At 60.3% G+C, this 11,303-nt stretch carries 13 protein-coding genes; 3 read left to right on the top strand and 10 right to left on the bottom strand.

The features are described 5' to 3' along the window. The 10 genes from VIH17_05915 to VIH17_05870 all read right to left on the bottom strand — a co-directional run. Positions 1 to 1,293, bottom strand: a 1,293-nt coding sequence (locus tag VIH17_05915; GenBank protein HEY4682770.1) for a carboxypeptidase-like regulatory domain-containing protein, incomplete at its 3' end; no start/stop codon positions are given. Positions 1,294 to 1,850: 557 nt separating this feature from the next. Next, on the bottom strand, positions 1,851 to 2,090 hold the full coding sequence (locus VIH17_05910; protein ID HEY4682769.1) for a hypothetical protein: 240 nt from the start codon (positions 2,088 to 2,090) through the stop codon (positions 1,851 to 1,853). 43 nt (positions 2,091 to 2,133) lie between these two features. Beyond that, positions 2,134 to 3,027 carry a metal ABC transporter permease gene (locus VIH17_05905; protein HEY4682768.1) on the bottom strand — a complete coding sequence of 298 codons (894 nt, stop codon included), beginning with the start codon at positions 3,025 to 3,027 and terminating at the stop codon, positions 2,134 to 2,136. A 15-nt stretch (positions 3,028 to 3,042) separates the two neighbouring features. Then, a complete protein-coding gene (locus tag VIH17_05900; protein ID HEY4682767.1) occupies positions 3,043 to 3,993 on the bottom strand; it encodes a metal ABC transporter substrate-binding protein in 951 nt (316 codons plus the stop codon). 8 nt (positions 3,994 to 4,001) lie between these two features. Next, entirely contained in the window at positions 4,002 to 5,270 is a 1,269-nt protein-coding gene (locus VIH17_05895; GenBank protein ID HEY4682766.1) for a hypothetical protein, read from the bottom strand. A 603-nt stretch (positions 5,271 to 5,873) separates the two neighbouring features. Further along, entirely contained in the window at positions 5,874 to 6,197 is a 324-nt protein-coding gene (locus VIH17_05890; protein ID HEY4682765.1) for a hypothetical protein, read from the bottom strand. 230 nt (positions 6,198 to 6,427) lie between these two features. Beyond that, entirely contained in the window at positions 6,428 to 6,877 is a 450-nt protein-coding gene (locus tag VIH17_05885) for a DoxX family membrane protein (GenBank protein ID HEY4682764.1), read from the bottom strand. Positions 6,878 to 6,955: 78 nt separating this feature from the next. Beyond that, positions 6,956 to 7,735 carry an enoyl-CoA hydratase-related protein gene (locus VIH17_05880; protein HEY4682763.1) on the bottom strand — a complete coding sequence of 260 codons (780 nt, stop codon included), beginning with the start codon at positions 7,733 to 7,735 and terminating at the stop codon, positions 6,956 to 6,958. 124 nt (positions 7,736 to 7,859) lie between these two features. Next, positions 7,860 to 8,435 carry a DinB family protein gene (locus tag VIH17_05875; protein ID HEY4682762.1) on the bottom strand — a complete coding sequence of 192 codons (576 nt, stop codon included), beginning with the start codon at positions 8,433 to 8,435 and terminating at the stop codon, positions 7,860 to 7,862. Between the two features lie 82 nt (positions 8,436 to 8,517). Next, on the bottom strand, positions 8,518 to 9,255 hold the full coding sequence (locus VIH17_05870; protein HEY4682761.1) for a CPBP family intramembrane glutamic endopeptidase: 738 nt from the start codon (positions 9,253 to 9,255) through the stop codon (positions 8,518 to 8,520). A 355-nt stretch (positions 9,256 to 9,610) separates the two neighbouring features. Between VIH17_05870 and VIH17_05865 the strand changes: the two genes are divergently transcribed. The 3 genes from VIH17_05865 to VIH17_05855 all read left to right on the top strand — a co-directional run. Next, the gene (locus VIH17_05865) at positions 9,611 to 10,549 is read left to right on the top strand and encodes a DUF1259 domain-containing protein (protein ID HEY4682760.1); all 939 of its coding nucleotides are present in this window, start codon (positions 9,611 to 9,613) and stop codon (positions 10,547 to 10,549) included. Positions 10,550 to 10,583: 34 nt separating this feature from the next. Continuing rightward, the gene (locus tag VIH17_05860) at positions 10,584 to 11,021 is read left to right on the top strand and encodes a chromate resistance protein ChrB domain-containing protein (GenBank protein ID HEY4682759.1); all 438 of its coding nucleotides are present in this window, start codon (positions 10,584 to 10,586) and stop codon (positions 11,019 to 11,021) included. Positions 11,022 to 11,027: 6 nt separating this feature from the next. Further along, positions 11,028 to 11,303, top strand: a 276-nt coding sequence (locus VIH17_05855; GenBank protein HEY4682758.1) for a hypothetical protein, incomplete at its 3' end; no start/stop codon positions are given.

The raw sequence follows: 11,303 nt of genomic DNA, 5'->3' as shown, positions 1-11,303 counted from the left end.
CCCTGCCGAGCGCTGGCGGCTGTAAAAAAAGCGGCCGCTGAATCGGTGCCGCGCGGTATTGACATCCTGGCTGAGCATAAACCGGTGCTCACGGGTGAAATTCGGCGCGCTGGCCGATAGAACACCGAATTCAATGGGAACCCGCGAGGCCGGGGCGGCGCAAGTTGGATCAACAGCTTCGTTGCAAACAAGTCTGGGCGCACCGGAGGCAGAAGCAGCCGCAGGCGCGTTGTCCAGGATGACGCCGACGTTAACCGGACTGAGCCCACTCCCAGTAGTACTGGCGAGCGTTTGCAGGGCAGTACGCCCGGCGGCAGTGGGGACGTTGATAGTGCCGGCTGCGGTCGCTGCCAAGTCCAACTCCTGGCGCTCGTAAGAGCCGAAGTAAAACCACTTGTCCTTCAGAATGGGCCCGCCAGCCTGGCCGCCGTACCGCTGCCAGTCGAACTTCGGCTTTTCGTCGCCCGGCATGAAGGTAGCCCGGTTCAGGTTATCCAGGGAGTTGAGTTTGCGGTTTTGAACGTACAGCCAGCCGCGACCGTGAAGCTCATTCGTCCCTGTTTTTGTGGTCGTAAGAAACTGGCCGGCGGTGGAGTGACCATATTCGGCTGTAAATTGGTTGGTCAGCAGGGTGAACTCTTGCACCGCGTCGGAAATCACCGGGGTAAGCGGGCCAGTAACGCTGGGGTCGTTGTTGTCCAGGCCGTCCACCACGAAGTTGTTGTTACGGGGCCGGTTCCCGCCGATTGAGCCGCCCGTGCCAGCGACGCCCCCCGACTGCGTGGTCGTGCCGGGAGCTGTGATGGCCAGGTTAATCGGATTGCCGTCGAGGGTTACAGCAGTGGTTGCACCGGATAATTCTTCCCTAAACGTCGCGCCAACCAGAGTTGCTGTGCTAGTCTGCACGCGTTCGGCACCACCCACGACTTCTACCACTTGCGTTACCACGCCCAACTCGAGTTTCACGATTACCTCGGAGACTCGGTTGGCGAAAACCTCTACGCCGCGTCGAACGGAGCGCTTAAACCCCTGAACTTCAACAGAGACGGTGTACTTCCCAGGCAGCAAGCTGCCAGCATAGAACACCCCGACCTCAGTTGTGTCCACGTTCCGAGTGACGTTTGTGGCTTCGTTCGTAATGGTCACCTTGGCGCCGGCCACGAGGGCACCAGCAGGATCTTTGACCTCGCCGCGCAGGTCACCGTCAAGGCGCTGTGCGGGCGCCAAAGTGGCTCCCGCCAACGCCAAGATAACCACCAGCGCACACATCCACAGGTTTCTTGGAAGCATCATTGAAGATTGTCCTCCCTCGGAGTAAATGTCGTCTTCCTTCTTTTAGGTGATAGGATGAGCAACCAGTTTTAGATCCCTATCACACAGGTCCACAGTAACCGTCTTTTCGTTGGCACGCAGCGTACCAAAGGAGGCAAAAAGCGGCCGTGTCGTAACTCTTTTAGTATGAATTAATTAGTCCTCGAGGCTCCCGACAGAGGCGGCCGACCCGCCTCACCCACTATGAGAATTTGTAGATTTATGCCAAAAACCGTAACAGGTTTGAAGCTATAGGGCGGCTATGGGATCCCGCCGACGAATTGGCCCTACCCATCCTAAGGAGCCTGGTAGACCGCACGCGCAGGGCATGCGGGCATCCCCCCACGAAAGCGGCGCCTACCACGCCGCGGAGCGTTGTCGCGTTCAATATCGGGCGCAAGCGCATAAGCGAAAGGTGTGGAAATGCTAGGGTAGCCTCAGAACGACAGAAAAGCAAGTCTGTGCATTTGAGAAATATAAATGGTCAGCGGTGCAGCCCCCGTTCAGAGGCAACAGCGCGAAACTCGAGCCTGCTAGAACTAGAAATGGACTACCACCCGGCCGCTATAGGTGCGGGGCGGGATGACGTGCGTCCCGCTGAAGACGGAAAGAAAGTTGTACAGGCCTGTCTTGTCCGTCAGGTTGGCGATCTGAAACTGCAAGGAAGTCTTGTACCGCTCGTTTTGGAAAAGGTCCACCCCCACCAGCCAATTCCAGATGGCGCGACCCTTGACGCGCGCGGGAGCAGTCTGGAATGTTAGGGAGGAGGATCTGCTCAAGCCACCAGCCAAGGGAGGTTGGGGGGTGCGAACGGAGGCAGGCTCATTCGCCTCGGGTTGATTTCATCCGTACGTCTCGGGCCATTCCTGAACGGGCTCCAGCGAGCTCGCGCGCGGCTTGCCCGTGATAGAGCGCGACATGAAGCAGAAACATCAGCAACAATACCCCGCCGAAGGTGCAAACGATGGTTGCGCCGGTGGGCAGATCGAGCGCCACCGAAAGATAGCAGCCCAGCGCGGAGACCAGCGTCCCCATCGTCCAGCCGATCGCGAGGCGCGGCCCGATTCGATCGGCAAACAGCATGGCTCCGACCGAAGGAACGATCAAATAGCAAAACACCATCAGCACCCCGGCGATGCCCACGGACCGCGTCACGACGAACCCGAAGGAAGCATAGAAGAGAAAATCCCACAGGCGGATGGACATACCCTTGGCCTCAGCCGCCCTGGGGTCGGTGGAGATGAGCAGAAAATTCTTGCGGAAGATGTAATGGAACAGGCCGATGACGGCATAGAGCAGCCCCGTGAGCAACACTTCTCCGCGGGAAACCGCGAGAATATTCCCGACGAGCATGTGTTTCAGGTGTTCGGTTTCCCCGGTGGCCTTGCTCATGGCCAGGATGGTCGCCGCGGAAGCCACGGCGTAGGCAATGCCGATGAAAGCTTCCTGGGGAATGTGGGTGCGGCGCGTCCGGGCGAGTGAAAAAATCGCCGCGCCGAAGAAGGTGAACCCCAGGCTGATCCAGTAAGAGCTGCCGCTATGCGGATCCATGCCGACCAGGATGCCGATGGTCGCGCCCAATGCGGCAATCTGTGCCAGCGCCAGGTCCACGAAGATGACGCCGCGTTCGACCACGTGCACGCCCAGGTAGGCGTGGATCCCGGCGATGATCAGACTGGCGGCAAAGGGCCAGCGCAAAAACTCCAGAATCTCCATGTCTCCTCCCCGAGCCTAGCGAGCGGCCTGGAAAGCCCGCACCAGCAGGTTTACATCGTAATCGAAGAGTTTGAAATAGTCGGTCACTTCTTTTTCTCCGCCCACAGAAGGCAGCAGGACCACCACCTGGGCACCGGTCTGCTGGCCCACGCTTTGCGGCGTTTTCAGGTCGAAGTACGGCTCCACCAAGATAACCTTCACGTTTTCGCGTTTCATCAACGCGATCAGCTCGACCAAGTGCGCCGGGCTGGGCGGGATGCCGGCGCGCGGTTCGACGTAGCCGACCACGTTCAGGCCAAAACGCCTCGCGAGGTTCGGCCACGAACGGTGATAGGTGACCACCTTGATCCCGCGATACGCCTTCATCTTCTCATCCCACGCTTTCTCTGCATCCGCAATTCGCTGGCTGAACGCCTGGAAGCGCTGGTCGAAGTAAGCTGCGTCCTCGGGGCGCATCTCGGCCAGTTTCATCGCGAGGCCGCGGGCGACTCTCCGGCCGTTTTCCGGGTCGAGCCAGTAGTGCGGGTTGCCGAAGGGGTGGACGTCGCCCATGGCGCGGGTGACCACCTGAGTGGGAATCTCCAGAATCTCAGCGTACTGCGAAGCGTCGAAATAGCCGGAAGCCCCGACCTGAATCCGCGGGTTGCCGCACTGGGTGATCAACGGCGGCAGCCAGCCAATCTCGAGTTGCAATCCCACCAGGATAAGCAGGTCGGCCCGGCGCAGCTTGAGCAGGAAGCTGGGCTTGGCTTCCACGAAGTGCGGGTCCTGATAGCCGCGGGCGATGGATTCCGCCTCAATGCGGTCACCACCAACTTCCGCGGCCAGCGCTGCGAGGTCGGCGGTGGAGGTAACAATCTTCAGCTTGGAAGCGGCCTGCGTCTGAAGGGGACCCACTGCCGCCAGGGCCAGCGCCAAAATCAAAAGCAGAGCGACGAAACGATTTCCCTCAAACCTTCGCGTCATGGTGGCTCCTAGAAGGGATGGGCACCGTGTGCCCCGACCGTGAAGAGGAACTGGAACAGCAACTCGTTGGCGGTTTGGCCTTCGGCGTAGCGCGTGCGGCGAAGCTGACCCCGAATCTGGCTAAACTCACTCGGCCAGTAAGTGAGGACGAAGGAGCCGCCACTGTCATGCTCCGTCGCATTCCGTGCCCGCTCGGACCAATCGTATCGGCCGCCCAGAAACCATCGTCGGCCCAGTTGGTATTCAGCAGAGCCAAAGAAGCCAAAGGCGCGCTGGGTGTTGGCTACTTCTTCTCGACGGCTCCAGAAGAGTTCCGTCCGCGCGGCAAACGAGTGGTAGATCGCCCGTCGCAGTGGTCTCCAGCGGAGGGTGGCATCCACGCCATAGAGGTTGGTGAGAAACGCGCTGCCGAGGTCGTTGTGCCCGCGCGCATAAGAGCCACCCAGTTCGACGTTGGTGGACTCGGTGAAGTCACGGTAAGCCTTGAGATGGCCGACAACGCTGATATCGCTACGTCGGCTGGAGTGGAACAGCGTTCCCGAATCGCCGCGGTAAACTTCCCCTGTTGTCTCCAGGAAGATTCCTGCGGCGCTGGGCAGAATTCGGCTAACTGACAGGCCGGCGTCCTTGATGCCGACGTCGGCCTCCTCGAGGGAACCACCCAGCAAGTTGAACGTTGCCAGGGGCCGGTCCACCCACGGAAGAGTGTGGTTATGAAACGTGTTCACTCGACCGAACGCCGCCCGCATCTTACCGACCTTGGCCACGAAGCCCCCGGGAAGCGCCGGGAACGTCACGTAGCCCTCTTCCACTTCCACTCCCTCTTCGCCAAACGCCAGAAAGAAATCAGCCCGGGCGTAGGGATCCACAATCGCCTGGAGTGATACCTCGCTCTCCTGCAAGGAGAGTGACCGCAATGGATTGATTCGGTTACGGCCAGTGGCGCCGATAAAGTTACCGATCACGCCGATGTCAGGATTGAAGACTTTGGCCATGGCACTGGGCCCGCCATAGACTGGGAGCTGCGTGCCCCCTGGGCTCGGTGCCGTAATCGGAGCTTGTGACGCCGCTGGCGGTGTGGCCATTATGCTCTCTGACGGTTGCGCCACTGGCGGCGTGGCTGCCTGGGCGGCCTTGAGGGACTGGACTTCCGCTTCGAGCACGCGAACGCGCTCCTCGAGCTTTTTGATCTGGTCCTGCACGGGGTCGGGCGCCTGTGCCGTAGCGATCCCCGGCACCAAGAAAATGCCGCAAAGAAGGGCAACGAGTGTTCTCATCGAAAACTCCTCCACCGAATGTCGGATGTTCAACACAGCGACACGCAAGAGAGCGTTGCCGATCAGGAGAGAGGCGGGGCCCGGGGTGAGCTCACTGCGGCTAGAGGATTTCTGGTTGCCACGCTGGGCATTTCAACTTCGAGGCGTGCAGCGCAAGGGCTGAAGGCGAAGCCTGGAAGAGCGGGGGCCATGAGCCAGCCCTGGGAGAGGCAGCCGTGACATCCATGCCCGAATTTGTGTGCGGAGCCACGGTGCGTCTGGGCCGGGTTCCAGTGACACGAGTCAAACTCGACCCAGATGTGGAACTGCGCGGCAACAAGACACGCCACCGCGGCCAGAACCCAGAAGCGCTTGGCTGACCGGAGCATGAACTCACCCACTAGGAATGTACCTATGGGAAGGGAGGTTGCTTTGTCAAGCGAGACGATTACGCGCAAAGATAAACCCGCCCAACCGATACGACCCTGCTCCTCGCCCTCTCCCTTTTAGCACGACCACCGGACTGTCCGGTGAGAAGTTATCCTGATCCCTGCTAACCCAAACAGGACTGAACGGTAGGGCCCGCCCCGCGTGTGGTGAGCTTGTCGAACCACCACAGCGGGGTCAGGCCAGAGGAGGCGAACGGCCGGAGTCGTTAGGCAGTGAACGCAGGCGCTTGCACGCCGAGGGAAGGTTAGTCAAAAAAGGCTTGGAACCGAGGGCGACGATGACGGGTATGGCAGGCGTCCGGTCCGGGTAGCCGTGAAAGTGGTGGCCACAACCGGGCTGGCTGCGGTCTTTGCCGGGCGCGCGCACCGGTCCGTGAGAATCCGGGCTGCCTTCGCAAAAGGTTTCCGCGCCGGCAAGCGCCGGCAGGGGGACATGCGCCACGTCGTGGGTAATGTCTGCCAGGAAAAAAACGGCGACCAGAGATGCAGCCGCTGCCAAGCGGCGCCTTGAAGATCGCTTTCTACAGGATTCCACTGCTTTAGCCTACTGTCGGGCCCACGTGCTGTCAACGAAGGAAGTTGCCGACCTGGATAACTGGGATGCGTTTCGGCGACGGAACGTTGCGCCCACCGCGCCGCAGGTTGGCTGGAGCCGACTCGGCGTTCAGGCCGACCCCGTTGAGGCGAACGCCATCCCGGCGGAGTCAACGGCGGCGGAGCCTCAGCCGATCATCTTTTACCTTGCCGCGCCTCTCGTCTGACGCTTCCGCCAATGACTACTCCCGCCGCGATCAGGACAAGGTTCTTCACCACAAACTCTCCCTCGACGCTCAACAGGAGCGGATTGCTGCCGAGGAATGCGATTTCAGGGCGCACCAACAGGACCAGAAAGGTTCCAGCCATCTGCGCGAACAACAGGAAAAGAGTGAGTCGAAGAGCGATACCGAGCAAAAGTCCCAGGCCGACCAGCGCCTCCCAGAGTCCCAGAAAAGGGACAAACCTCTCGGGCGAGACCCAATAGACGGTATGACCCACCAGTTCCTTCACCGGACTCACTCCGAATATTTTCAATGCCCCAAACCAGATGAAGACGACGGCCAGCGCCGTGCGGAGCAGCAGGGTTCCGTAGGCGGACATCCACTGGATCATGAATTGGTCCAACCGCTCCCAAAACGCCATCAAGCTTCTTCTTTTCGTCTGTGTCATTTACGAAACGCCCCCTACCATATTATGGCGCGATTGGTTGCCCAGCGGTGACTACGGCGACCACTTGGGCTTTCTTTTTTCGAGGAAAGACGATAACCCTTCGCGGAAATCGGCCGTGGTGCGGATGCGCGCATTCTCCTCGACCGCCTGTTCGAGCGCGGCATTGAGGTCGGAGAGCGGCATGGATGTCATCAGGCGTTTGGCAGCAAGCAAGCTTGCCGGGCTGCTCTCGGCGAATATCTCGACGAGTTCTCTTGCCCGGGCCATCAGTTTGTCGCCGCTGACAATCTCATTTACCAGTCCCAGGCGAAGGGCCTCGGCGGCATCGTAGATACGACCGGCCAAGAGCAGCTCGCGCGCCACTCGCTCGCCCACCATGCGCACCAGATAGACGGAAACAAGCGCCGGGATGAAGCCAACGCGGGCTTCGGTGTAGCCGAATTTTGCCTCGGGCACCGCCAGGGCGAGGTCGCACACCGAGACCATCCCGCACCCGCCAGCGATTGCCGGACCGTTCACGGCAGCGATGACGGGCCGCGGAAATTCGTAGAGGCGGCGGAACAGCCCCGCCATCTTCCGCGAATCGGCCAGGTTTTCATCGTGTGACTGCGTGCTGATGGCCTTTAACATCTCGAGGTCCATGCCCGAGCAAAAGGCCTTACCCGCGCCGGTCAAGATCACCGCCCGCGCGGCCGAGCGCTCGCAGGCATCGAGTGCTCGAAGCAGGTCTTCGATCAATTCGAGGGAGATGGCGTTGCGCTTTTCCGGGCGATTCAAGGTGACGATCGCCGCCGTGGGTTCAAAGGACAGGAGCAAGGTCTTGAACGTCATGGCGAAAAGCCCTCTTTGAAGCTCAGGACTTCCCGGCGGGGAACACCCGCCGGGCAAGCCCGCCCAAGACACTTTAGCGGTAATTGGAAAAGTGTCCTTGGCGGGCAAGCCCGCCCAAGACGCTTTAACGATAGTCCGAAAGGTGTGCTTGGCGGGCAAGCACTTCGCGAATCTGTTTCAGGTGACGGCATTCGTGGGCGCCCAGAAGTTCGATCCACTCGAGCACGTTATAGGTCCCGAGGAAGGGATGGGGGAAGCGATAACACGTTAGGCTCCCCTCCGGTACACGCGCGAACGTCTCCAGTAATCGCTGCCGGAGCTCGCTCAGGTGGGAGAGCATCGCTTCTTTCGGCACGATCTGGTCAGGCCGAACGCCGCGCGGGGCGCTGGCCTTCAGGATGCGATACTCCACCCAACGCGGTGGCAACCGGAGCAGCCGCGAGAACCAGGAAGACGGCGGCGGAGGGTCGCCGCGAGCGGCAGCTTCGAGTCCCCGGGCGATGGCCGATTCAACCTTTTCCAGATGCAAAAGTATTTCCGCCACGCACCAGCCCCGATTCCATTGGGGTTCTCCGGGGCGAAAGCGGTACGAGGAGTCCTCCAGCGGCTGCACGGTGGCGAACAGCTCGGCGCGCACGGCGGCCAGTCTTCCGAGCTTCTTCTCGCGTGCTTTGACAAGATCAAGATGTGTCGGCGGCATACAGTTCCTGTCCTGCAAGGCTAGCCGCGAGCGCCTCCCGGCGCAAGGCCCCGACTCGCTCGGCCAAGCCTTTCCGGTTCGTTCATAGTTTCGACAGGACGTAGATCGGCGCGGCAACGTCGCTGAGGAAATGGATGGCGATGTTCAGCAGCAAGCTCCGTCTCCACCAATAGACGAGGCTCAAAGCGATTCCGCCGCCGAAGGTGAGAACGACCGCCGATAGCCCCAAGTAGGTGTGGGTCAGGGCGAAGAGCGCGGAAGCGATCGTCACTGCTCCGAAAAGGCCAACCCGCGCGGGCAACACCGCCAGCGCATAGCCCCGCCAAAACAATTCCTCAACAAAGGCGGCTGTGAACGCGACAGCTATAATCCCGAAAATAATGCTGCCGAACATGATGCCAAAAATGTTGCCGAACAGATGCCCGGCGCTTCCGGGCATAGTCCCGGCCGCGCCGCCATCGAGGTTGCGCAGGACAAGGTTTTGGAGAGTCGGGGACGCCGCGAATACAACCGCGACCGGTGCGGTCAAAGCCACTGCTAACCCAAGTTGCTTGGCCCGGTCCCTCCACCCATCGTTCCTGAACCCCAACTCGCGCCACCCAAGTCCCGCCGTGCCGGAACGCATCATCCGGATAAAGACGACAAATAGAAACCATTTGATGACCATCCGGATGAGGTGTCGCGCAACAGGCGTCCCGGCAAGCCCGAAAAGCGGAAGCACCCAGGAGATCTGCAGGGCCAGGGTGGCGAGCAGAAGAAAAAAGATCGCTCCACGTGCCTGCTGGTCGAGCTTTGCCGATAGCCCCGTCGAGGCGGACATTGCTCTTTTCCGACTTCGTTTTTCCCGCGAGCCCGAATTCGCGCGAGCCAGAGGGATTGTCTCCCCAAGCGTTTCGATTCTCAGGGCACGCACGCGTCGAGTCAAGCAGTCCGATTTTGAGAAGGGTCAAGGATTCATGCTGAACAACTGGCGTTAAAAGGCAGACAGCTTTGGAGTAGAATTCTGTTATTCGTAGAACAAACCATTGCAATGCCGATTGGCAAAATCCCGCTATGCGGGTTTTGTTGGCTTTCAGCCTGCCCGTGAAGCGCGGCACCGCCCTGAAAGGTGGCAAGCTGAAGACATTCTTGAGTACGGCGGGCGTGTTTCCTGACTCGCTCCCGGGAGGGAGACAATGAGAGTGCGAACGGCAATTCTGGTTATTTGCATGGTGGCTACCCAATACATGAGCAGGTTGAGTTCACCGGCATGGGCGGAAGAGATGCCGAGCGACTATCAGGACGCCCTGAAGTATCTCGGCAAGCAGGGCGACTACAAGGCTGGCGTCCTCAAGGTCAACATCCCGCGAAATGATTTGGAGGTGAGCGTCGCCGGAGTCGCTACGCCAACGCCATTCGGCTTTGGCGGCTGGGTGGCCATGACGAAGGGGGATAGCGGAATGGACGTGATGATGGGCGATTTGGTCCTGCTCCAGGAAGAGGTGAACCCGGTGATGACGGCGCTGCTCGACAGTGGCCTGGACGTCACTGCTCTGCACAACCACTTCTTCTGGGAAGAGCCGCGCGTCTTCTACATGCACATTCATGGTCACGGCAAGGCAATGGATCTTGCGCAGAGGGTCAAGCCTGCTCTCGACCTGATCGGCAAGGTCGGTGCGAGCGGCGCAACAGCACGCAAAAGCCCCGCGAAAGTTTTGGCACCGGCAAGCTCACTCGATACCGCGAAGATCGCACGCATCGTCGGGCACACGGGCGAGCAGAATGGGCCGGTCTATAAAATCACGATCGGCCGGGACGACCGCAAAGTAAAGGAGATGGGCGCGACAATCAATGCTCGTATGGGACTGAACACCTGGGCTGCCTTTATAGGGACGAATGAAAACGCGGCGATTGCCGGCGATGTGGCTATGCTCGAAGGCGAAATCACGCCGGTGTTAAAGGCGCTGCGCCAGCACGGCCTGGAGGTGGTGGCGATTCATCACCACATGACCGGTTCACGCCCCGTGATTATCTTTCTGCACTATTGGGGTAAGGCCCCGGCTGAGAAACTGGCCACCGGTTTCCGGGCTGCGCTCGAGGAATTGGGCAAGAGCGGCCGAGGGAAGGAACATTGACCTCTGACTGAAAGCATTTGGAGGTCAACGAGCAATGAAGTGGGTCACACGCAGCAACATCAAGGTGGACCGTGTTGCCTGTCCCTGGCTCATTCGACGCTTCATTGATCCGGCCGCAGAGTTTCTCTTTGTTCACGAAGCGCAACTGCTTGAGGTAGCGCGCCGGGAGAATGCCATCCCCTTCGACGCGCCGCGTCTCGCGGAAGTCCAGCTCAACCATCGCGGTGAGCGCTGCACCTTCGAGGCAATTTTGGAGGACTACCATCTGTCGGATTCCGCATTGCATCGGTTGGGTCTGATCGTTCGCGCCGCTGATGTCAAAGGACAGGAGCACGTCGCTCCCGAAGGGCTCGGACTACGAGCGATTGCCGAGGGATTTGCACACCTGGAACTCTCCGATGCGGAGCGACTGGCCCGTCAGGTTCCTATCTACAACGCACTGTACGAGTACGTTTGCCGGCAGGCGCGCTAGGTTGCAATGCAGCTCAAAAGCGACCAGAAGCTAATCTACAGCGCAGCCTTCTTGCGGTCGCTCGGCGTGGGATTGACGGGCGTCGTCCTGGGAATCTCTCTTTTTCGCGCCGGATTCTCCGCCAGCCGCATCGGCGTGGTGGTTGCGGTTGGGCTTGCCGGCGCCGCTTTGGCCACGCTGCTTGTGAGCCTCTACGCCGACCGAGTGGGCCGCCGGACGGCGCTGCTGATCCTCTCGCTTCTGGGCGCCCTGGGCGGACTGGGCTTGGCGCTGAGGAGCGAC

The organism is Candidatus Acidiferrales bacterium (assembly GCA_036514995.1).
Lineage (GTDB): Bacteria > Acidobacteriota > Terriglobia > Acidiferrales > DATBWB01 > DATBWB01.
Note: the sequence above shows the minus strand (reverse complement) of the source record. Positions and strands in the feature narration are given on the sequence as shown.

Coding starts and splice junctions, on each gene's coding strand:
- VIH17_05895 (HEY4682766.1), bottom strand. CDS start 5,270: ATGAGAACACTCGTTGCCCTTCTTTGCGGCATTTTCTTGGTGCCGGGG.
- VIH17_05875 (HEY4682762.1), bottom strand. CDS start 8,435: ATGCCGCCGACACATCTTGATCTTGTCAAAGCACGCGAGAAGAAGCTC.
- VIH17_05880 (HEY4682763.1), bottom strand. CDS start 7,735: ATGACGTTCAAGACCTTGCTCCTGTCCTTTGAACCCACGGCGGCGATC.
- VIH17_05865 (HEY4682760.1), top strand. CDS start 9,611: ATGAGAGTGCGAACGGCAATTCTGGTTATTTGCATGGTGGCTACCCAA.
- VIH17_05885 (HEY4682764.1), bottom strand. CDS start 6,877: ATGGCGTTTTGGGAGCGGTTGGACCAATTCATGATCCAGTGGATGTCC.
- VIH17_05905 (HEY4682768.1), bottom strand. CDS start 3,027: ATGGAGATTCTGGAGTTTTTGCGCTGGCCCTTTGCCGCCAGTCTGATC.
- VIH17_05870 (HEY4682761.1), bottom strand. CDS start 9,255: ATGTCCGCCTCGACGGGGCTATCGGCAAAGCTCGACCAGCAGGCACGT.
- VIH17_05860 (HEY4682759.1), top strand. CDS start 10,584: ATGAAGTGGGTCACACGCAGCAACATCAAGGTGGACCGTGTTGCCTGT.
- VIH17_05900 (HEY4682767.1), bottom strand. CDS start 3,993: ATGACGCGAAGGTTTGAGGGAAATCGTTTCGTCGCTCTGCTTTTGATT.